The sequence below is a fragment of the Saccharothrix luteola genome (genome assembly GCF_020859565.1).
GTDB classification, from domain to species: Bacteria; Actinomycetota; Actinomycetes; order Mycobacteriales; family Pseudonocardiaceae; genus Actinosynnema; species Actinosynnema luteola.
Window position 1 is genome coordinate 175,448 of sequence record NZ_JAJHUO010000002.1, and the last position, 21,378, is coordinate 196,825.

The window sequence follows — 21,378 nt, forward strand, 5'->3', positions numbered from 1 at the left end:
CGAGGGGGGACGTGGGGTTGAGCATGAGGGGCAATCGAAGGGTCGTGGTGTCCGGCATCGGTGTCGTGGCGCCCGGCGCACCGGGGCGGAAGAACTTCTGGAACCTGATCTCCGAGGGGCGCACCGCCACCCGGATCATGACGTTGGTCGATCCGACGCCGTTCCGGTCGCGGGTCGCGGCCGAGGTCGACTTCGACCCGGCGTCGTGCGGCCTGAGCGCCGCCGAGGTGGCGCGGCTGGACCGGGTCGGCCAGTTCGCGCTGGTCGCCCTGAGGGAGGCGGTCGAGGACAGCGGGATCGACCTGGGCCAGGGCGATCCGGGGCGGACCGGCGTCGTGATCGGGACCGCGGTCGGGTCGACACCGGCCCTGGAGTCCGAGTACGTGCGGATGAGCGGGCACGGCAGCGCCTGGGAAGTGGACGAGTCCAAGGCGAGCCCGCACTACTACGACTACTACATCCCCAGCTCCATCGCCGCCGAGCTGGCCGTCGAGGTCGGCGCGGAAGGGCCGGTCTCGGTGGTGTCCAGCGGGTGCACCTCCGGGCTCGACGCCGTGGCGCACGCGGTCGAGCTCGTGCGGGAGGGGACGATCGACCGGGCCGTGTGCGGCGCGTCCGACGCGCCGATCTCGCCCATCACGATCGCCTGCTTCGACGCGATCAAGGCCACGACCCCGCGGTTCGACGAGCCGGAACGGGCGTTGCGGCCCTTCGACAAGAGCCGCAACGGGTTCGTGCTCGGCGAGGGCGCGGCGATGTTCGTCATCGAGGAGCTGGAGTCGGCCCGCCGGCGAGGAGCGCCGATCTACGGCGAGCTGTCGGGCTTCGCGAGCCGGTGCAACGCCTACCACATGACCGGGTTGCGCCCGGACGGCGTGGAGATGGCGGCCGCGATCACCGCGGCCCTGGCCCAGGCGGGTCTCGCGCCCACCGACATCGGGTACGTCAACGCGCACGGATCGGGCACCAAGCAGAACGACCGGCACGAGACCGCCGCGTTCAAGCTCGCGCTCGGCGAGCACGCCTACCGCACCCCGGTCAGCTCGATCAAGTCGATGGTCGGCCACTCGCTGGGCGCGATCGGCTCCATCGAGATCGCGGCCTGCCTGCTGGCCTTGCGGCACCGGCTGCTGCCGCCCACCGCCAACTGGACCGAGCGCGACCCCGAGTGCGACCTCGACTACATCCCGGTCCACGCCCGGGAAGCGGCCCCGGAGCACGTGCTCAGCGTGGGCAGCGGGTTCGGCGGGTTCCAGAGCGCGATGATCATCTCGAAGGCGGGTGCGACGCGATGAGACCGCACATCACGGGCCTGGGCGTCATCACGCCGTTCGGCATCGGCGTCGACCCGTACTGGGCCGCGCTGCTGGAGTCGGCGAACGCGATCGGCCCGATCACCCGGTTCGACGGCGGCAAGTACGCCACCGGGATCGCCGGGGAGCACTCGGGGTTCGACCCGAGGGACCACCTGCCCGTCCGGCTGCTGCCGCAGACCGACCGCGTCACCCAGTTCGCGCTGATCGCCACCCGCGACGCGCTCGACGACGCCGCGATCCCGGACGGCACCTACCCCGAGCACGCCTCGGCGGTGGTGACCGCGAACAACGGCGGCGGGTTCGAGTTCGCGCAGAAGGAGATGCAGGCGCTGTGGTCGCAGGGCCCGGCCCACGTCAGCGCGTACCAGTCGTTCGCCTGGTTCTACGCGGTCAACACCGGCCAGATCTCCATCCGGCACAACCTGCGGGGAGCCGCCCGCGCGCTGGTCACCGACGACACCGGTGGCATGGAGGCGATCGGCCAGGCACGACGGCAGCTGCGGCACGACTGCGAGCTCGTGCTCGCCGGCGCCGTGGACACCAACCTCTGCCCGTGGGGCTGGTCGGCCTACACCAGCGCCGGGCTCATGGCGACCGACCCCGACCCGCGCACCGCGTACCGGCCGTTCTCGCCGCACGCCGACGGCTTCGTGTCCGGCGAGGGCGGGGCGATCATGACCGTGGAACGACCCGATCGCGCCGGTTCGCGCGCGGCCTACGCCGAGATCGCGGGCTTCGCGTCCACGTTCGACGGCGTGGCGCGGGACGGCCGCGGCCTGGAGCGCGCGATCCGCGTCGCGCTGCGGGACGCCGAGGTGGACCCGGGCGACGTCGACGCGGTGTTCGCCGACGGGTTCGGCACCCGCGACATGGACGACCGCGAAGCGCGGGCGATCAACGCCGTGTTCGGCCCGGGAGGCGTCCCGGTGACCGTGCCGAAGACCGGCATCGGCCGGCTCGGCTGCGCGGGCAGCGCGCTCGACGTCGCGACGGCGTGCCTGGCGATCGCCAGGCAGGTCGTCCCGCCCACACCGCGCTACCAGCTCTCCGACGCGGCGAGCGCGCTGCACGTCGTCGACCACCCGGCCCCGGGCCGGGTCCGCACGGTCCTGGTGCTCGCCAGGGGCCGCGGCGGCTTCAACTCGGCGATGGTGCTGACGAAGCCGCACACCGAACTCGACTCCGACTGAGGGAGAACGCCATGAACATCCACACCCTGACCGCGGTGCTCCGCAAGGTGGCGGGCGAGGACGAGACCCTCGACCTCGCGACCGACGTCAACCCGGACACCTCGTTCGACGACATCGGCTTCGACTCCATCGCGCTGCTGGAGGTGCTGAACCTCCTCAAGCGCGAGCACGGGGTCCAGCTCGACGACGACGTCCTGGAACACGCCAAGACCCCGGCCGCCCTGCTCGACGTGATCGAGGAGGAGCGCGATGCTGCCTGAGCACACCACCGACGACCGGGTCGCGCTGATCTCCGGCGGCACGAGCGGGATCGGCCTGGCGATCGCCAAGCGGCTGGGCGCCGCCGGCTACCGGGTGTTCCTCGGCGCCCGGGACTCGCGGCGGGTCAAGGAGACCGTCGCGGACCTCGCCGAGCTCGGCATCACCGCCGACGGGCAGTCGTGCGACGTGCGGCACGAGTCGCAGGTCGAGTCCTTCGTGGCCGCGGGCGTGGCGGCGTTCGGGCCGGTCACGACCCTGGTGAACAACGCGGGCATCCCGGGCGGCGGCGTCACCAGCGGCCTGTCGACCGAGTTGTGGGACAACGTCGTCAACACCAACCTGCGCAGCGTCTTCCTGATGTCGCGGCACGTGCTGACGACCGGCGGGATGACCACGCGCGCAGCCGCCCAGATCATCAACATCGCCTCGACGGGCGGCAAGCAGGGCGTCGTCCTGGGCGCGCCCTACAGCGCCTCGAAGCACGGCGTGGTGGGCTTCACCAAGGCCCTGGGCCTGGAGCTGGCCGGCACCGGCATCACCGTCAACGCCGTGTGCCCCGGCTACGTCGAAACCCCGATGGCGCAGCACGTCCGGGAGAACTACGCCCGGATCTGGGACGTGTCCGCGGCCGACGTCCTGACCAAGTTCGAGGCCAAGATCCCGCTCGGCCGCTACAGCACGCCCGACGAGGTCGCGGGCCTCGTCGAGTACCTCACCACCCCACTGGCCGCCTCCATCACCGCCCAGGCGCTCAACGTCTGCGGCGGGTTGGGCAACTACTGACGCGAGGGCACGCAATGGACACCACGCACGACATCAGGATCGACGCCGGTCCCCGCGAGGTCTACGCCCTGCTCGCCCACGCCGAGCGCTGGCCCGAGCTGTTCGAGCCGACCATCCAGGTCACGCACGTCGAGCACCGCGGCACGACGGAGACCTTCCGGATCTGGGCGAGCGCGGGCGATGAGGTGAAATCGTGGACCTCGGTGCGCGAGCTCGACCCCGGGTCGAACCGGATCACCTTCCGCCAGGCGGTGCCCGCGCCGCCGATCGCGTCGATGAGCGGCACCTGGGTCGTCGAGGAGGACGGCCCCGGGCGGACCCACCTCCGGCTGCTGCACACGTTCTCGGCGGTCGACGACGACCCGGAGGCGCTCGCCTGGATCGAGAAGGTCACCGACGAGAACAGCCGGACCGAACTGGCCAACGTCAAGGCCGTCGCCGAGCGGGGGACGGGCGAGGTCCGGACGTTCGCCGACTCGGTCCGGATCGCCGCCGGGGCCGAGGCGGTGCACGCGTTCCTCTGGGAGGCCGAGCACTGGACCGACCGGCTGCCGCACGTCGCGGCCGTGCGGCTGGACGACTACGGCACGCAGGACGTCCAGTCGCTGCGGATGACGACCCTGTCGAAGGTGGGCGAGCACGAGACGATGTCCATCCGGATCACCGAGGGCACCAGCCGCATCGGCTACAAGCAGCTCGACCTGCCGCCGCTGCTCGACCTGCACCTGGGCAGCTGGACCATCCGGGCCGGGCAGGGCGAGACCGTGCTCACCTCCGAGCACACGATCCGGCTGCGGCCGGAGGTCGCCGGGGACCGGGCGAGCACCGCGGCGAACCTGGCCAAGGCGCGCGACGCGCTCAGCGCCAACAGCATGGCCACGATGCTGATCGCGAAGTCGCTGCTGGAGGGGGTCTGACCGTGTCACGCGTGCGGATCGACCTGCCACCCGCGCCGACGCCGGTGGAGCTCGCGCCGGGGGTGTTCGCCTACCTCCAGGAGCACGGCGGCTGGTGCGTCAACAACTGCGGTGTCCTCGTGGGGGCGGAGGGCACCACGGTGATCGACACGTGCGCCACCCGGGACCGGACCGAGGCGCAGCTCGCCGCGGTCCGGGCCCTGGCCCCGCAGCCGATCGACCACCTGGTCATCACGCACTTCCACGGTGACCACGTCTTCGGCGGTTGCCGCTTCCCGACGGGCACGAAGGTGGTCGCGCACGTGGAGGCGGGCCGGGAGATGGCCGCGAGCGGCCTGGGGCTGACCGGACTGTGGCCGGACGTCCGGTGGGGTGAGCCGGCGGTGCGGCTGCCCGACATCACCTACGAGGACCGGCTCGTCCTGCACGACGGCCGCCGCACGGTCGAGCTGATCCACGTCGGGCCGGCGCACACCCGCGGCGACACGGTCGTGTGGCTGCCGGAGCAACGCGTGCTGTTCGCCGGTGACGTGATCATGTCGGGCCGCACCCCGTTCCTGCTGATGGGGTCCGTGTCCGGGATGCGCGCCGCGGTCGGGGCGCTGCGGGACCTGCGGCCCAGGGTGGTCGTGCCGGGCCACGGACCGGTCGGCGGCCCCGGGCTGCTGGACGACACCGAGCGGTACCTGGACTGGCTGGACGGGGTCGCGAGGCAGGGGCGGCGCGACGGCCTGACCCCCGCCGCGGTCGCCGAGCGGGCGGACCCGGACGAGTTCGCCCGGTGGGGCGAGCCGGAACGGCTGGTCGCGAACCTGCACCGCGCGTACGCCGAGCTCGACGGCGCCGCGCCGGGCGCGCCGATGGACGTCGTCGCGGTGTTCGCGGAGATGGTCGCGCTCAACGGCGGGTTGCCGGAGTGCTTGGCATGAGGACGAACGGGTGATGGGGGACGTCATGGACGACACGATGCGTTGGCCGGCCGCCGGGCGGTCCTGGGTGGCGGCCGAGCCGCTGCCCGACCCGCGACCGGCCGCCGTGGACACCTTGCTGACCGAGGCCGTCCGCGCCGGTGCCGCCCGGCCGGCGGTGCAGGTCGGTGCCGACACCCTGACCTTCCGGGACTGGGACGTCGTGGCGTCCTCGGTGGCCAGGGCGCTGGGCGCGACCGCGCCGGGTCGCGGTGTGGTCGGTCTGGTGGCCGACCTCGACCCGGTGTTCCCGGCCTACTACTACGGGGCGATCCGCAGCGGCAACGTCGTTGCGCCGATCAACCCGCTGCTGCCCGCGCCGGCCGTGGCCCACGTGCTGCGGCTGGCGATGCCCTCGGCGGTGCTGGTCGCCGAGGCCGGGCTGGACGCCCTGCGCGCCAAGCTGGCCGAGCAGGGGCTGCTCGACCTGGTCCAGGAGGAGGTCCGGGTCGACTTCGGCCGGCTGCTCCGGCTGCGGGCCGGCGCGGCGCCCGCGCTGCCGGACGACACCGCCGCGCTGATGTTCACCAGCGGGTCGACCGGTCGGGCGAAGGCGGTCGCCTACAGCCACCGCAACGTCCTGACCAACGCCGCCCAACTCGCCGACGCCCACGGGCTCGCCGCCTCGGGCGGGCTCGCGCACAGCAGGCCGATCTTCTACCCGATGCACATGAACGCGTCGGTGCTGGCCGGCGTCCGGCAGGTCCTGGTCGGTCATCGCCGGGTGCTCGACTCGGTGCTCGCCGCCGACGAGGCGCGGGCGACCCACCTGTACTCCCTGCCCGTGCGGCTGGAGCAGCTGGCGGCCGACCCGGCGTTCGGCTCGGCGCGGGTCCGGCACCTGCGCATGGTCGGCTCCGGCAGCACCGCGTTGTCGGAGAAGGCGGCCACCCGGATCGGCGCCACGCTCGGCATCCCGTGCCGGCAGGGCTACGGGCTGTCAGAGACCACGTCGCTGGTCAGCACGGAACGCGCCGGCCACGACCGGGTCGGCTCGGTGGGCGCGCCCGTGCGGGACGTCGCGGTCCGGATCGCCGCGCTGGACGACCCGACCGCGCAGCCCGCGCCGATCGGGGTGGCCGGGCAGGTCTGGGTCTCGGGCCCGATCGTCATGCAGGGCTACCTGGACGGCTCGGGCGTGATCCCCGTGAGGCCCGGTTGGTTCCCGACCGGCGACTACGGCACGGTGTCCGCGGACGGCCTGCTGACCGTGATCGACCGCATCGGAGACCTGGTCCGCAAGGGCGGCGAGGTCATCTCGCCGTCGTCGGTCCGCCGGGCGCTCGAAGCCCACCCGGACGTGGCGGAGTGCGCGGTGGTGGGCGTGCCCGCGACCGACGGCGCCCCGGCCCGGCTCGCCGGGTTCGTCCGGACCACCGCCGACACCGCACCGGACCTGCCCACCGCGGACCTGGACGTCCTGACGGTGGTGGAGTCCCTGCCCCGCCTGGCCAACGGCAAGGTCGACAAGGCGGCGCTCGTCGCACTCGCACAGCAGAAACGGCTGCCCGCCTGACGGCGCGCACCAAGAGGGGGGACACATGGCGCACGACGCGCTGGGGAAGGTCGTCGAGCTGAAGCGCGAACTGCTCGACGACGATGACGAAGCCGCACGGCGGCAGCGGGGCAAGGGCAAGCTGACCGCCCGCGAGCGGATCGCGCTGCTGCTCGACGAGGGGTCGTTCCAGGAGATCGAGGGCCTGCGCCGCGCCCGGCACGCCGGTCTGGGCCGGGCGGACCACCGCCCGCTCACCGACGGCGTGGTGACCGGCTGGGGCACCGTGCTCGGTCGGACGGTCTTCGTCTACGCGCAGGACTTCCGCATCCTGGGTGGCGCGGTCGGCGAGGCGCACGCGGAGAAGATCCACAAGGTCATGGACCTCGCCGTGGCGGCCGGCGCACCGCTGGTGTCGCTCAACGACAGCGCCGGAGCCCGCATCCACGAAGGCGTCACGGCGCTCGCCGGGTTCGGCGGGATCTTCCGGCGCAACGCCAAGGCGTCCGGCGTCATCCCGCAGATCAGCGTCATGCTCGGCCCGTGCGCCGGCGGCGCCGCGTACAGCCCGGCGCTGACCGACTTCACGTTCATGGTCCGCGGCATCTCCCAGATGTTCCTCACCGGGCCGGACGTCGTGGCGACGGTGACCGGCGAGCGGGTCACCATGGACGAGCTCGGTGGCGCGGACGTGCACAACCGGCTCTCCGGCGTCGCGCACTTCGCCTACGACGACGAGCGGTCGTGCCTGGAGGACGTCAGGCTGCTGCTGTCGATGCTGCCCGCCAACAACCGGGAGCAACCGCCCGCCCTGCCGGCGGCCGACCCGGTCGACCGCCGTGCCGAAGGGCTCCACGAGCTGGTGCCCGCCGACGGCAACCGGCCCTACGACATGCGGGCGGTCATCGAGGAGGTCGTCGACGACGGGTTCGTCCTGGAGGTGCAGGAGGGGTGGGCGACCAACGTCATCTGCGGGTTCGCCCGGCTGGGCGGCCACGTCGTGGGAGTGGTGGCCAACCAGCCCTCCGTGCTGGCCGGCGCCCTGGACATCGCGGCGTCGGAGAAGGCGGCGCGGTTCGTGCAGACCTGCGACTGCTTCAACATCCCCATCGTCACGTTCGTGGACGTGCCCGGCTTCCTGCCCGGCGTCGGCCAGGAGCACGACGGCATCATCCGGCACGGCGCGAAGCTGCTGGCCGCCTACTGCAACGCCACGGTGCCGCGCATGTCGGTGATCGTGCGCAAGGCCTACGGCGGCGCGTACATCGTCATGGACTCCCGCTCGATCGGCGCGGACCTCGTCCTGGCGTGGCCGGGCAACGAGATCGCCGTCATGGGCCCGGAAGCGGCCGTCGACATCATCTTCCGGCGCGACATCGCCGCCGCGAACGGCGACCGCGAGGCGGTCCGGCAGCAGAAGATCGACCTGTACCGCGCCGAGCTCATGCACCTCTCCTACGCCGCCGAGCGCGGACTCGTCGACGACGTGATCGACCCGGCCGACACCCGGCAGGTGCTCGTCCGCGGCCTGGAGATGTTGCGTGCCAAGCACGCCGACCTGCCGATGCGCAAGCACGGCAACACACCTCTGTAGGGAGCAACGGCCATGGTCGACGAGACGGTCCTGCGGATCGAGTCCGGCACGCTCGACGAGTTCGAACTGGGCGCCCTGGTGACGGTGCTGTGCCTGGCCGGCCGGCGACCACCGGACGACGTGCGGCCCCTGGCCGCGCCGCGATGGCTGTACCCGGAGCGGGCCGCGGTGTTCGTGCCGCCCAACAGTTGGCGCAGCGCGGGGTAGCTGGTCGGTCCGAGCGGACCGACCCGAGCACAGAGAGGGAGTCGCAGGTGCACAAGGTTCTCATCGCCAACCGGGGCGAGATCGCGGTCCGGGTGATCAGGGCGGCGCGCGACGCGGGGATCGCCTCCGTCGCGGTGTACGCCGAACCGGACGCCGACGCGCCGTTCGCGTCGCTCGCCGACGAGGCGTTCGCGCTGGGCGGTCGGACCGCCGCCGAGTCCTACCTGTCCGCGGACCGGATCCTGGAGGTCGCGCGGCGGTGCGGCGCCGACGCGGTCCACCCGGGCTACGGCTTCCTGTCGGAGAACGCGGACTTCGCCCGAGCCGTCCTCGACGCCGGCCTGACCTGGATCGGGCCGAGCCCGCAGGCCATCCGGGACCTCGGCGACAAGGTGACCGCGCGGCGGATCGCGGAGCAAGTGGGCGCCCCGCTCGTCCCGGGCACCGGCCGTCCGGTCGCCGACGCGCGGGAGATCGTCGAGTTCGCCGAGCGGCACGGCCTGCCGGTCGCGATCAAGGCCGCCTTCGGCGGTGGCGGGCGCGGTCTGAAGGTCGCCCGCACCCTCGACGAGATCCCGGAGCTGTTCGAGTCCGCGACCCGGGAGGCGGTCACCGCCTTCGGTCGCGGCGAGTGCTTCGTCGAGCGGTACCTGGACCGGGCCCGGCACGTGGAGGCGCAGGTGCTGGCCGACCGGCACGGCAACGTCGTCGTGCTCGGCACGCGTGACTGCTCGCTGCAACGACGGCACCAGAAGCTGGTGGAGGAGGCGCCGGCGCCGTTCCTGACCGACGAGCAGCGGCGACTGGTCCACGACTCGGCCAAGGCGATCTGCCTGGCGGCCGGGTACTCCGGGGCCGGCACGGTGGAGTACCTGGTCCAGGGCGAGACCGTGTCGTTCCTGGAGGTCAACACCCGCTTGCAGGTCGAGCACCCGGTCACCGAGGAGACCACCGGCGTCGACCTGGTGCTGGAGCAGTTCCGCATCGCCGAGGGGCACCCGCTCGAGCTGACCGAGGACCCGGCGCCGCGCGGGCACGCGTTCGAGTTCCGGATCAACGGGGAGGACGCCGGCCGGGGCTTCCTGCCCACGCCCGGCCGGATCACCCGCTACCGCGAACCGGGCGGTCCGGGTGTCCGGGTCGACTCGGGCGTGGTCGCGGGCAGCGTGGTCGGCGGGCAGTTCGACTCGATGCTGGCCAAGCTCGTCGTGTGGGGTCCCACCCGCGAGCAGGCTTTGCGCCGGGCGCGCCGCGCGCTGCGCGAGTACGACGTCGAGGGGATCGCCACCGTGCTGCCCTTCCACCGCCACGTCGTGGACGACCCGGCGTTCGCCGGGCGGGGTTCGTTCGACGTGCACACCAAGTGGATCGAGACCGAGTGGCACAACCCGGTCGAGCCGCACCCGCAACCGGCCACCGCCGAGGAACCCTCGCGCCGGCGGCTGGCCGTGGAGGTGAACGGCCGGCGCGTCGAGGTGTCCCTTCCCGCCGACTTCACCACCCTCGTGGACGGCGCGGCACCGGCCGTGACGCCCGCCAACCAACCCCGCGCGACCGCGCGCAAGCGCACCGGCGGCATGACCCTCGTGTCCGGCGACGCGATCGTCGCGCCGATGCAGGGCACGGTGGTGAAGGTCGCGGTGTCCGAGGGGCAGCAGGTCGAGGCCGGTGACCTCGTCCTGGTGCTGGAGGCGATGAAGATGGAGAACCCCGTCACCGCGCACAAGGCCGGCGTCATCACCGGGCTGACCGCGGAGCCGGGCGCGTCGGTCACCCGGGGGACCGTGCTGGCGCAACTCGGGAGCGGTGACGGTTGACTTCGAGCGCGCGCGAAGACCTAGCGTCGCCGGCATGACCAAGTCAGAACGCGGCACCGCTGTCAATCGACGTTCGCTGCTGGCCGCCGGTGCGCTGATCGGGGCCGCCGGGGTGGCGACCGCGCCGCAAGCATCGGCGGCGTCGGAGGCGTCGGCGGCGTCGGGCCGGTACGCCAGGGGTATGGCCGTCCTGCGGCAGGTCTCCGGTGACCGCGGCGCCGAGGTGATCAAGTCGCTGTCGGACGTCGCACCGGATCTCGGCCGTTACATCGTCGAGTTCGCCTACGGCGACGTCTACGCACGGCCGGGACTGGACCTGCGGCAGCGGCAGCTGGTGACCATCGGAGCCCTGGCCGCGCAGGGTGACACGGCGTCGCAGCTCCGGTTCCACCTCGACGCGGCGCTCCGGGTCGGGCTGAGCCCCGTCGAGGTCGTGGAGGCGTTGATCCACATCGTCCCGTTCACGGGCTTCCCCAGGGCGCTCAACGCGGTGCAGGCCGCCCGGGAGGTGTTCGCCGACCGGGGGACCGCGTTCCGGCCGCCGGTGCAGACCGACGAGCGGGACCGCTACGCGCGTGGCGTGGAGAAGCTGGTGGAGGTCGACGGGCAGCACGGGCTGGACGTGATCGAGTCGTTGCGGGACATCGCACCCGACCTCGGTCGCTACGTGGTCGAGTTCGCGTTCGGCGACGTGTACGCCCGGCCGGGACTGGACCTGCGGCAGCGGCAGCTGGTGACCATCGGCGCGCTGACCGCGTTCGGCGACACCGCACCGCAGCTGCGGGTGCACCTCGGCGCCGCGCTGCGCGTGGGCCTGAGCCGGGGCCAGGTGGTCGAGGCGCTGATCCACGTCGTGCCCTACGCCGGCTTCCCCCGCGTGCTGAACGCCGTGACCGCGGCCAGGGACGTGTTCGGGCAACTGCCGGGTTGACTTCGAGCGCGCTCCAACTCCTACCGTCGACCGCGTGAACGACACGAGCGTGCTGTCCATCGCGGAAACGGTCGAGGTCACCGGCCTGACCGCCCACACGTTGCGCTACTACGAGCGGATCGGCCTGCTCGACCCGGTCGGTCGCGGCCCGGACCGCAGGCGTCGCTTCCGCAGCGCCGACCTGGCCTGGCTCGGCTTCCTCACCCGCCTGCGCACCACCGGCATGCCCATCCGGGACATGCGGCGCTTCGCCGAGCTGCGCAGGCGGGGCGACGTGACCGCGCCGGAACGCTTGGAGCTGCTGGAACGGCACCGTGACGCGGTCCGGCGGCGGATCGCCGAGCTCACCGACAGCCTGGCGTCGTTGGACGCGAAGATCGACCACTACCGGACGCTGAGCGCCCCTGGCGGGCACTGACCCGCACTGCTCGGTCGTCTTCGGCGGTCACGCGTCCGACGGCGTGGTCGGCAGGTCGAGCATCGCGGCGGCGACCTGGTCGGCGGCGGTGTCGGGGAGGGCGGTGGCCGCGTCGTCCAAGACGAGCAACCGCGCGCCGGGGATCTGGGCGGCGAGGGCTTCGCCGTTGCCGACCGGGAAGAACAGGTTCTCGCGGCCGTGCACGACCAGCGTCGGCACGGTCAGGTCGCCGAGCCGCTCGCGCCACCGCGGCGCGCAGTCGAGTCGCGCGAACACCATCCCGAGCTGGTTCGCCTCGTGCGCGGCGGTGGTTTTCGACGGTGTGCGGTCCCAGATCCGCGCGGCGGTCGCGCGCGCCTGCTCGGGGTCGTCGCCCAGCAGCGCCGCCCGGTCGGCGCCGAACGCGGCGACCGCGGCCCGGTCGCTCCAGTCGGGCCTGGGGAGGGAGAACAGCGCGCCCATCGCCGCCGGGTGGTGATCGGGCAGGTCCTCGTCCACCGGGCCCGGCGCGACCGGGCGCGTCCCGACCAGGGTCAGCGCCGAGAACACCCCCGGGTGGTCGAGTGCCGCGACCTGCGCGACCATGCCGCCGACGCCGAAACCGCCGAGGTGCGCGGTGGTGGCGCCGAGCGCCCCGACGAGCGCCGCCGCGTCCGCGGCGAGGTCGCGGAGCGCGTAGCCCGGCGCCTCCGGGTCGACGGTCGTGGAGCCGCCGCAGTCGCGCAAGTCGTAGCGCACCACCCGACGTCCGCCCGCCGCCAACCGCTCGCACAGCGCGTCCGGCCAGGACAGCATCGTCGTGCCACCGGCCAGCAGCACCAGCGGATCACCGTCACGACCGAAGAACTCCACACCGAGCTCGACACCGTTGGCGCGCAGTGAAAGCATGCGTCACCGTAGCAAGGCCGACCGACCACAACGGCTCCGGTGACCCGCCCGTCAGCGGTGGGGCGACCACTCCTCCGCGGGCGTGAGCGGAACCGGTGTCGGTCGCTCGACCGTGGTCGTCAGGTCGATCCTCCGTCCTTCTTCCGCGGCGCGCAGCACGGCGGTCATCGTTTCGAGCACGTGCAACGCGAGGTCCCCGCCCGCGCGCGGCAGCCGTTGTCCACCGGCCGTGACGAGGTCGAGCAGGCCGATGCCGCGACCGGCTCCGGCGTAGCCCGCGCTCGGCGGCAGCGCCTCCCACTCGGCGCCGCCGAGCGGGAAGAGCCGGGTCACGCCGTCGAAGTGGTTGGGGTCCGGGACCGCGAGGGTCCCGGTCTCGCCGTGCACCTCGATCGGCACGGCGGTGGTGGTCACGCCGTCGAAGCTCGTCGTGATGGTGGAGAGCGCGCCGCTGACGTGTTCGAGCACGCCGGAGACGTGGCTGGCGACCTCGACCGGAATCCGCTGACCCGTCCGGGGACCGGACCCGATGACGCGCTCGTCGCGCAGGCGACCCGCCGCGCCGATCACCGCGCGCACGGGGCCGAGCAGGTGGACCAGCGCGGAGATGTAGTACGGCCCCATGTCCAGCAGGGGACCGCCGCCCGCGGTGTAGTAGAAGTCGGGGTTGGGGTGCCAGCGCTCGTGCCCCGGCGTGACCATCACGGCCGACGCGGACAGCGGGCGTCCGATGAGCCCGCCGTCGATCGCCGCACGCGCCGTCTGCGTGCCCGTGCCGAGCACCGTGTCGGGGGCGCAACCCACCCGGACACCGGCCGCCGCGGCCCGGTCGATGATCGCCCGGCCGTCCGCGAACGTCACGGCGAGCGGCTTCTCGCCGAACACGTTCTTGCCCGCGTCGACGGCGCGCAGCGCGATCCCGGCGTGCGCGGCGGGAGTGGTGAGGTTGAGCACCGTGTCGACGTCCGACCCGTCGAGCAGGTCCTCGACGCTGACCGCCTCGGCGCTCGGGAGCGCGGCGGCGACCGCGGCCGACCGGCCGGCGTCGAGGTCGGCGACCGCGGTGATGCGCACCGCGGGGTGGGCGCCGAGCGTGTCCAGGTAGGCGCGGGAGATGACCCCGAGACCTACGATGCCGACGCGGTGCGGGTCGCCCACAGCATCCCCCTCTCGATGACGGTGCGGACGCCGGGGTGCTCCAGCACGTCCAGGCTGTGCCCCGGGGTCGTGACCACGATCCGGCCGGCGCCCCACTGGCGGGTCCAGATCGCCGGACACGTGACCGGGCGGTGCCACGGTTGCCACTCCTGGGCCGGGTGCGTCGTGGTGGCCAGCACGTCGATCAGGTCGTCGTGCAGCACCCAGTACTGCTCGGTGACCAGCTCGAAGTCCTCGATGCCCGCGGTGATCGGGTGCTCGCGGCCGAGCGGGGTGATGTTGACGGTGTGCGGCAGGAAGTTGTCCTCCGGCCCGCCCGTGCGCTCGGACCGCGGCTTGCCGGGGTGCGTCGCGAACTGGCCGCCCACCAGGTGCAGGTAGTCCGACGAGGCGCGGAACGAGTCCGCGATGCCGCCGTGCCAGCCGGTGAAGCCGGTGCCCGCCTCGACCGCCGCGCGCAGCCCGGCCAGCTCGTCGCCGGCGATCTCCGACATCGTCACGCACTGCACGACCAGGTCGGTGTCGGCCATCTCGGCGGCGTCGGCGTACACCTCGGTCGACTCCTCGACCCGAACGGCGTAGCCGCCGCGTTCGAGGAACGGGATGAACAACCCGGTCGCCTCGACCGGCCGGTGACCTTCCCACCCACCACGGACCACGAGCGCCTTCGGCTGTCTCACGCCACCCCCACGAAACCGCTCTTCGACGCCTCCGAGTCCGCGGCGGCGACGGGTCGGCACCGGACTCGGCCCACCCGACTTGATCGTATCCGGGATCCCCGCCCGGATGTCGACATCTCGCTACGCCGAGGGCTGTCCGGCACGGACCGCGCGCGTGGCGTAGTACCCGAGGAGCGCCGATACGGCCAGGCGCACCCCGACGTTGATCCACACCCCGACGGCGGCCCGGTCCTGGAAGAACGCGTACGCCTCGACGGCCGCCGTCGTCAGGTGGAACACGATCAAGGTGACGGCGACCAGTCGCAGCGCCCGGGGGTCGGTGAGCCGACTGGCGCCGAACGAGAGGACCGCGAACGCGATCTCCGCCGCGCCCAGCAGGTACGGGACCAGGAACGCGCCGCCCGGCACCTGGACGTCGACCGCGGCCGGGATGGCGGCGGGCGCGGCGACCAGGACGATCCCGGCGGCCAGCGTGACGATGCCGTGGGCGACGAGCAGCCTGGCGAAGTTCATGGCACCCCCTCAATTCAACGTGCGATGAGTTTAGCCGATCGCCGGGAGCGATGGGCCGACCGCGGTGCTCGCACGTCGCCGGGAGGTGTGGGTCAGGAGCGGAAGAGGGCCTCGGCGTCCAGCTTCCCCCAGCCGTAGCGGGGGTTCCACACCGGACCCGTCGTGGCGTCCCGACGAGCGGTGACGCGCAGGCGTTGCTGGACTTCCTCCGGCGTCAACCTCGGTTCCCGTTGCAGCATCAGGGCCACGACGCCCGCGACGAAGGGCGTCGCCATGCTGGTGCCCTGGATGGTGACGTACTTCCCCGACGGGTGTCGCCGCGCCGCCAAGCGGGGCGACGTCGCCATGTCCGAGCCCGCCGACAGGGCCGCGGTCACGACCTGGCCGGGCGCGACGACGTCCGGCTTCTGCACGCCGATGCGCGTGGGTCCCTGGCTGGAGAACGAGGACAGGGCGTCCACCGCCAGCCCCGGCAGCGTCGAGTCGCCCTGGGGACCCTCGAACTTGTTGCGAGAAGTGAGAGAACCGACCGCGATGACTCGTTCCTCGGTCGCCGGCATGCCGATCGAGTAGCCCTCCAAGGGCGCGCCGGGGAACATCAGCCGGCCGCCGTCCACCGAGCCCGCCCACGCGTGGACCTCGCCGTGCGCCACGGAGAGCGGCGTGATGCGGATGGTCCACCGCTCGTCGACCGTGCCGTCGATCATCAGGAAGGTCAGGTTCTGCTCGCGGTTGACCGGGTTCTCCACGAAGTCCGCCACGAACGCGCCGTCCGGTGTGGACGTCTCGCCCGTGTTGGGCTCGAACCTCGTCCCGCTGGGCGTCTCCACGAACACGTCGACCTCGTCGCCGCGCGGGATCCACACGTCGCAGAACACCAGGCCGGTGTCGGGCACCCGCACGGTGAACGTCAACTCCTCGCCGACGACCAGGCGGCCCTGGGCGTGCACGCCGTCTTCGCCCTCGTTGCCGGCCGCCGCGACCACGATCCGGCCGGGGCCGGTGGCGCGCGCGATCTCGTTCTCGATCGCGGACGTGCCGTCGTGGGCGCCGAAGTGGCCGCCCAGGCTCAGGCTGACCACGGCCGGCCGGTCGCCAGCCAGGTCGAACGCCTGGCGGATGCCTTCGATGATGTGCACGTCCAGCAGCGGCTCGGCGCGCACGCCCATCAGGGACGCCTCCGGGGCCACCCCGCGGAACCTGCGGTCCGCCGTGCCGCGCCCGTTGCCGGCCGCGATGGACGCGCAGTGCGTGCCGTGGCCGCCCGGGTCGCCGGTCGGGATGGGCGGACCGCCGTTGAGCGCCTTGTCGATCGCGCCCGCGTCGAACACGTCGAACGTGGACTCGTCCGAGCCCTGGGGGACGTGGGCGTGCACGAACCGCTCCAGGCGGGTGGTGCCGTCGTCGTGGCGGAAGTCCGGGTGCGCCCAGTCGACACCGGTGTCCACCACCGCCAGCAGCACCCCGGCGCCGGTGAGGTCGCCGTGCGCGGCCTGGAGCGCGTCCACGCCGGTCACCGGGCCGCGCGCCCGGTCCATGCGGGTGAACATCTCCTTCGGCGCCTCGGCGCGCAGCAGCCACGGCTGGCGGTCCAGCGAGGACAGCGCGGTGATCGGGACGACCGCCAGCACCACCACCTGACCGGACGAGGCCGGGTCCGGCGGCGTGGACAGCACGTGGCCGCCCACTCCAGCCAGCCAACCCTCGACCGACGCCGACTCCGCCGACCGCACCAGCAGCTTCACCGTCGTCCGGCGCAGGTCGGCCGCCCGGCCCGCCACGTCGAGCGCACGTGCCCCGATGCTCGTTCCCGCCGGCAGGTCCGAGTCCGCGAACGCCGCCGCCCGGCGCAACCGCGCGTCCAGGACCGTGTCACGTCTGGGTTCCATCGCCCCCACCCTTCAGTCGTGCTGGAGCGACCTGAGGGTTCGGGGTCCTTCGACGGCGAGCACCCAGGTCTCCCGAGCGATCCGGCGCAGCGCGGGTGGCGAGACGGCGCCGATGACGGAGCCGGGGCCGGTGCTGGTGACCTCCATGCCGAGCGACGTCAGCCGTTCGGCCGCTTGCCCGACCTCCGCTCCGCCGCGCAGCCGGACCAGTGCGGTCCGCCGGTCGCCGTCGTCGGCGTCCCGGCTCCACCGCTCCAGTTCCGGGGTGACGACCCCGCGCCTGGGCTCCACGTCGGCGACGCTACCTCCCTGCCTGCACCTCTACTCGGGGTATCGGCTGTTCGGAGTCGGCGTTAGCACCCGAACGGGCGACCCGGGACGGGCCGGAGGTCGACGAGCCAGGGATGTCCCGGGTGCACGCGGGCGAGGAGTTCGGCGAGGGTCCGGCGCTGCGCCGGGGAGAGGTGCGGGACGGTGTTGTCGAAGTCCGCCTGGTCCTTCCCGCGAGCGTGCGCGGCCTTGAACAGCAGCACGAGTTCGGGCGCCAGGTACGGGATGCCGTCGCGGGTGTGGCGGATGATGTCGCGGTAGGGGAGCCGGATCGCCTCGTCGCGTCGGCAGATCCAGGTGTCGCCGTCGTGCGGTTCGCGGAACACGTCGAGCAGGTAGTCGCCGGTGGCCGGGTCGCGCAGCCAGGTCTGGTGCGTGGCGGCCAGGACGTCCGGTGCGGCGTCCGCCCAGATCCGGCCGCTGCGCACGGCGTCGAAGGCGTAGCCGGGGAAGCGGGCGCGCACCTCGGGGAAGGCGGCGGCCGGGATCGCGATCTCGATGTCCCCGTGCGGGCGCGTCCGGGCGCCGAGGAACAGGTCCAGCGCCCAGCCGGCGGCCACGCACCAGGGCGTGGCGATCCCGGCCAGGTGCCGCGCGACGGCGTCCGGGGTCCAGCTGGACGACCACCTCGCGTCGAGGGCGTCGATCTCGGCGGGTGACAGCTCGACTCCACCGGCGGGCACTTGCTCGCTCATCGTCCAGGCGGGGCCGGGTGCCGGCGGTGACGCAGGCCGTTGATCAGCGCGGCCAGGGTGTCGGCGTCCTCGCAGCCCACGGTGAACCTGCTGCCGTCGGCGAACACCAGTCGCACGGCCGGGCCCGGGGCGGGCGCCATCATGGTGCCGTAGCCGTGGAGCACCCCCGCCACCAGCCAGTCGTCGGTGGACAGCGGGGAACTCGTGGCGTGCTCGACGGCGGTCAGGGGGAACTCGCGCCGGAACAGCCCGATGGCCACGCGCACCGCGTGCTCGTCCACCGCCAGCCGGTACCGGCTGCCCGCCAGCGTCACCCCGGCGGTGAGCACCGCGACCAGACCGACCGGCGCGAACTCGACGCCCAGCCACAGCCCGAACACCACCGCCATCACGACCCCGAGCAGCGCTTGGCCGGCGGCGGCCCACACCACCAGGCGCAGCACGCGCTGCTCGCTCCACAACACCCGCTCCCCGTCGGCGAGCGGGATCCGGGCGACGTCCGCGGGCGGCGCACCGGCCGCGGGCAGTCCGGTGGAACGCCGCCCGGCCAACCAGAAGGCGAGCGCGCCGACCGCCAGCACCGCCACAGGCAGCCCGACGACGAGGGGCGTCGACGGCGCCCGAACTTCCTCGGGGCTCCGCGCGTCCAGGGCCGGGGTCAGGACGAGGAGCAGGGCGCCGCTCAACGCGGTGACCAGCACCGCCACCACGAGCTGCGCCACGGTGCGCGCCCAGTGCACGGCCGGTGCGGGCAGCAGCCGGGCCAGGAAGAACGCCACCACCCCCAGCACCCACAGGCCGGTGATCACCCCGAGCCCGACGGTGATCAAGGGCTCGGTGGCCAGCGTGCTGAGCACCGGCCGGCCGCCGCCGCCCTTGTTGGGGATCCGTTCGGGCAATCTGCCGACCCAGCCCGACACCACCGCGGCGGTGGCGCCCAGCACGGCGCCGGGCAGGAGGACGAAGCCGGTCAGCCATCGCAGCACCTGGTTCACGCGAACGCCTCCCTGATCAGGACGACGACCTCGTCGGCGCCCATGCCGATCCGCCGGGCCGCCACCGCGACCTCGCGCACCGCGTCGGCCAGCCGTGCCCGCTCTTCCGTCGCGGTCGAGGTGACGACCGCGCCGCGGCCGCGCCGCAGTTCGATCAGCCCTTCGTCCCGCAGGGTCGCGTAGGCCCGCAGCACGGTGTGCATGTTCACCCCGAGCGAGGAGGCGAGCTCCCGGGCGGGCGGGAGTCGCTCCCCTGGGCTCAGGGTGGCGCTGATCAGGGCGTTCCGCACGCACGCGGCGATCTGGTCACCCAGCGGGGTGCTGCTGGTGTGGTCGACCCTGAAGAGCATGTTCTAATTCTTATAGAACAACTCATGATTGGTCAACCGGCTTCCCCCGTTCGAGCAAAGGTCGCCACGAGTGACCGGCGGTGTCACAAGGCCAGCCGTGGCCACGATTCCGTGTCGCGCAACAGCTGCCGGTCGTGCGTGGCGATCACCACCGCGGCCGGGGTGGAGGCGAGTGCGGCGGTCAGCTCGTCCACCAACGCGGCCGACAGGTGGTTGGTCGGCTCGTCCAGCAGCACCACGTGCGGACGGGCCGCCAGCACCAGCGCCAGGTCGAGCCGCCGCCGCGCGCCGACCGACAGCTCGTCCACCGGTCGACCCCGGTCGTAGCCGTCGAGCAGGCCCAACTCGCCCAGACCCGGCCCCGTCACACCCGACCGCGCGAGCTGTTCGTCGTACAGCTCCGCCGCCGTGCGCCGACCGTGCGGGTCGGACTCCTGGCCCAACCGCCCGATCCGCGCCGCCCGGGCGCGGGTGACCGTTCCCGTGGTCGGCGCCAGCTCTCCCGCCAGCACGGACAGCAACGTCGACTTGCCCGCGCCGTTGGGTCCGGTGACCACGAGCCGGTCGCCGGAGTCCAACGCCAGGTCGATCGGGCGGGCGAGCCGCCCGGCCACGGTGACGCCGTCAGCCCGCAGCGGGGTCGCGCCTCGGTGCTCGGGCAGCTCCGGCATGGCGAACCGGGTCGGCGGCGGCGGGACCTCCACCACGTGCGCGCTCAGCTCCTCCTGCCGTCGGTGCACGGCGCGCACGAGGCCGGGCGCGCGGGTCGCGCGGCTGTGCTTGCCGTGCCCCTTGGCGGGGCGCCAGTTGTCGCGCAGCCGGTTCTGCGCCGCGGACAGGTCGTCGGCCAGGCGCTGCCGCTCGGCGACCTGCTCGTCGTGCAGCGCCTCCCACCGCGCCCGCTCGGCCCGGCGGGCGTCGAGGTAGGCGGTGTAGCCGCCGCCGTACACCCGCGGCCGGCCGTCGCTGGACGGGTCGAGGTCGACCACCGTCGTGGCCACGTCGGCGAGCAGCGCCCGGTCGTGGCTGACCAGCACGACCACGCCCGGGTGGGCGCGCAGCCGTTCGGTGAGGTGGTCCAGCCCGCCCGCGTCGAGGTGGTTGGTCGGCTCGTCCAGCAGCAGCACGGCGTGCCCGGCGCCGAGCAGGCACGCGAGCCGCACGCGGTGCCGCTGACCGACCGACAGCGTGCCGAGCGGTCGGGTCCGGTCGTCCACGGCGTTCAGCGCGGCCAACGAGACCTCGACCCGCCGGTCGGCGTCCCACGCGTCGAGCGCCTCGGCCTCGGCGAGCGCGGTGGCGTAGGTGTCGTCCGCGCCGGGACGGTTGTCGGTGAGCGCGCCGGTCGCGCGCTCCAAGCGGGCCAGGACCTCGCGAACGGCGGCCAGTTCGAGGTCGATCAGGTCGCCGACGGTGGCGGCGGGGCCGAGCGGGAGCTGCTGGTCGGCGACGCCGATCGAGCCCGCGCGGCGCACTTCGCCGCGGTCGGCGGGCAGGTCGCCGGCGAGCACCCGGAGCAGGGAGGTCTTGCCGCGGCCGTTCTCGCCGACCACGGCGACCCGGTCACCGGCGGCGGCGACGAGGTCGACCCCGGCGAGCACGGGCCGGCCGCCGAAGGAGAGGTGCACGTCGGACGCGCGGACGTGAGCCGCGCGCACGAGCGCGGGCGTGAGCTGGGACGACATGAAGGGACTGCCTCCGGTGAAGGTGATGAGCAGGAAGGACGAAGTCCGGTAGCGCGAACCGCGGTACCGGTGGAGGCGTCGTCCCTCAGAGGAAGAACAGGTGCTGCATCACGTCCACCAGGGTAGGTCAGGGCCCGGACCCGCCGCACCGGGATTTCGCCGTGCGGGCCTGTGGGCTTGCCGACAGGAAGACGGGGTCCCAGGTGCCGGGCACGACGAAGTCGGCCCCCCCCCCCGGGGGGGGGGGGGGGGGGGCGGGGCCGGGGGGGGGCGGCCGCGACTACTACTGCTGGTGACC

22 protein-coding genes are annotated in these 21,378 nt (G+C 73.4%); 12 read left to right on the plus strand and 10 right to left on the minus strand.

The window, feature by feature from the left end; all coding sequences use genetic code 11:
• Positions 1–23 precede the first annotated feature (23 nt).
• Genes LNK82_RS02515 through LNK82_RS02570 form a run of 12 tightly spaced genes read left to right on the plus strand, consistent with a single transcriptional unit; the run spans position 24 to position 11,897 of the window.
• A complete protein-coding gene (locus LNK82_RS02515) occupies positions 24–1,295 on the plus strand; it encodes a beta-ketoacyl-[acyl-carrier-protein] synthase family protein (RefSeq protein ID WP_230565255.1) in 1,272 nt (423 codons plus the stop codon).
• On the plus strand, positions 1,292–2,506 hold the full coding sequence (locus tag LNK82_RS02520; RefSeq protein WP_230565256.1) for a beta-ketoacyl synthase N-terminal-like domain-containing protein: 1,215 nt from the start codon (positions 1,292–1,294) through the stop codon (positions 2,504–2,506). The genes LNK82_RS02515 and LNK82_RS02520 overlap by 4 nt, the downstream gene beginning before the upstream one ends.
• 11 nt (positions 2,507–2,517) lie before the next feature.
• On the plus strand, positions 2,518–2,766 hold the full coding sequence (locus LNK82_RS02525; RefSeq protein ID WP_230565257.1) for an acyl carrier protein: 249 nt from the start codon (positions 2,518–2,520) through the stop codon (positions 2,764–2,766).
• Entirely contained in the window at positions 2,756–3,550 is a 795-nt protein-coding gene (locus tag LNK82_RS02530) for an SDR family NAD(P)-dependent oxidoreductase (protein ID WP_230565258.1), read from the plus strand. The genes LNK82_RS02525 and LNK82_RS02530 overlap by 11 nt, the downstream gene beginning before the upstream one ends.
• Before the next feature lie 14 nt (positions 3,551–3,564).
• Entirely contained in the window at positions 3,565–4,467 is a 903-nt protein-coding gene (locus LNK82_RS02535) for an aromatase/cyclase (RefSeq protein ID WP_230565259.1), read from the plus strand.
• A gap of 11 nt (positions 4,468–4,478) precedes the next feature.
• The gene (locus LNK82_RS02540) at positions 4,479–5,396 is read left to right on the plus strand and encodes an MBL fold metallo-hydrolase (protein WP_230565260.1); all 918 of its coding nucleotides are present in this window, start codon (positions 4,479–4,481) and stop codon (positions 5,394–5,396) included.
• A 25-nt stretch (positions 5,397–5,421) separates the two neighbouring features.
• Positions 5,422–6,951: a class I adenylate-forming enzyme family protein gene (locus LNK82_RS02545; protein WP_230565261.1), complete on the plus strand. Its 1,530-nt coding sequence runs from the start codon at positions 5,422–5,424 to the stop codon at positions 6,949–6,951.
• Between the two features lie 25 nt (positions 6,952–6,976).
• Complete coding sequence (locus tag LNK82_RS02550; protein ID WP_230565262.1) at positions 6,977–8,524, plus strand: acyl-CoA carboxylase subunit beta; 1,548 nt, start codon at positions 6,977–6,979, stop codon at positions 8,522–8,524.
• A gap of 12 nt (positions 8,525–8,536) precedes the next feature.
• Positions 8,537–8,731, plus strand: a complete 195-nt coding sequence (locus tag LNK82_RS02555; RefSeq protein ID WP_230565263.1) for an acyl-CoA carboxylase epsilon subunit — start codon at positions 8,537–8,539, stop codon at positions 8,729–8,731.
• Between the two features lie 47 nt (positions 8,732–8,778).
• On the plus strand, positions 8,779–10,548 hold the full coding sequence (locus LNK82_RS02560; protein ID WP_230565264.1) for an acetyl/propionyl/methylcrotonyl-CoA carboxylase subunit alpha: 1,770 nt from the start codon (positions 8,779–8,781) through the stop codon (positions 10,546–10,548).
• 34 nt (positions 10,549–10,582) lie between these two features.
• The gene (locus LNK82_RS02565) at positions 10,583–11,479 is read left to right on the plus strand and encodes a carboxymuconolactone decarboxylase family protein (RefSeq protein ID WP_230565265.1); all 897 of its coding nucleotides are present in this window, start codon (positions 10,583–10,585) and stop codon (positions 11,477–11,479) included.
• 34 nt (positions 11,480–11,513) lie between these two features.
• Entirely contained in the window at positions 11,514–11,897 is a 384-nt protein-coding gene (locus LNK82_RS02570) for a MerR family transcriptional regulator (RefSeq protein WP_230565266.1), read from the plus strand.
• Between the two features lie 27 nt (positions 11,898–11,924).
• Here the strand turns inward: LNK82_RS02570 and LNK82_RS02575 are convergent, their stop codons facing one another.
• From LNK82_RS02575 to LNK82_RS02620, 10 genes are all read right to left on the minus strand, one after another.
• Positions 11,925–12,785, minus strand: coding sequence for an alpha/beta fold hydrolase (locus LNK82_RS02575; RefSeq protein ID WP_230565267.1), 861 nt, complete (start codon positions 12,783–12,785; stop codon positions 11,925–11,927).
• A gap of 51 nt (positions 12,786–12,836) precedes the next feature.
• A complete protein-coding gene (locus LNK82_RS02580; protein ID WP_230565268.1) occupies positions 12,837–13,943 on the minus strand; it encodes a Gfo/Idh/MocA family protein in 1,107 nt (368 codons plus the stop codon).
• Complete coding sequence (locus LNK82_RS02585; RefSeq protein ID WP_230565269.1) at positions 13,913–14,623, minus strand: ThuA domain-containing protein; 711 nt, start codon at positions 14,621–14,623, stop codon at positions 13,913–13,915. Before LNK82_RS02585 ends, LNK82_RS02580 begins: the two co-directional genes overlap by 31 nt.
• A gap of 120 nt (positions 14,624–14,743) precedes the next feature.
• Entirely contained in the window at positions 14,744–15,136 is a 393-nt protein-coding gene (locus LNK82_RS02590) for a hypothetical protein (protein WP_230565270.1), read from the minus strand.
• 92 nt (positions 15,137–15,228) lie between these two features.
• Positions 15,229–17,025 carry a S8 family serine peptidase gene (locus tag LNK82_RS02595; RefSeq protein ID WP_230565271.1) on the minus strand — a complete coding sequence of 599 codons (1,797 nt, stop codon included), beginning with the start codon at positions 17,023–17,025 and terminating at the stop codon, positions 15,229–15,231.
• Between the two features lie 12 nt (positions 17,026–17,037).
• Positions 17,038–17,316, minus strand: a complete 279-nt coding sequence (locus tag LNK82_RS02600) for a hypothetical protein (RefSeq protein WP_230565272.1) — start codon at positions 17,314–17,316, stop codon at positions 17,038–17,040.
• A gap of 62 nt (positions 17,317–17,378) precedes the next feature.
• A complete protein-coding gene (locus LNK82_RS02605; protein ID WP_230565273.1) occupies positions 17,379–18,050 on the minus strand; it encodes a nucleotidyltransferase domain-containing protein in 672 nt (223 codons plus the stop codon).
• Complete coding sequence (locus LNK82_RS02610) at positions 18,047–19,045, minus strand: hypothetical protein (RefSeq protein ID WP_230565274.1); 999 nt, start codon at positions 19,043–19,045, stop codon at positions 18,047–18,049. The genes LNK82_RS02605 and LNK82_RS02610 overlap by 4 nt, the downstream gene beginning before the upstream one ends.
• The gene (locus tag LNK82_RS02615) at positions 19,042–19,395 is read right to left on the minus strand and encodes a GntR family transcriptional regulator (RefSeq protein ID WP_230565275.1); all 354 of its coding nucleotides are present in this window, start codon (positions 19,393–19,395) and stop codon (positions 19,042–19,044) included. Before LNK82_RS02615 ends, LNK82_RS02610 begins: the two co-directional genes overlap by 4 nt.
• Positions 19,396–19,478: 83 nt before the next feature.
• On the minus strand, positions 19,479–21,080 hold the full coding sequence (locus tag LNK82_RS02620) for an ABC-F family ATP-binding cassette domain-containing protein (RefSeq protein ID WP_230565276.1): 1,602 nt from the start codon (positions 21,078–21,080) through the stop codon (positions 19,479–19,481).
• Positions 21,081–21,378 lie beyond the last annotated feature (298 nt).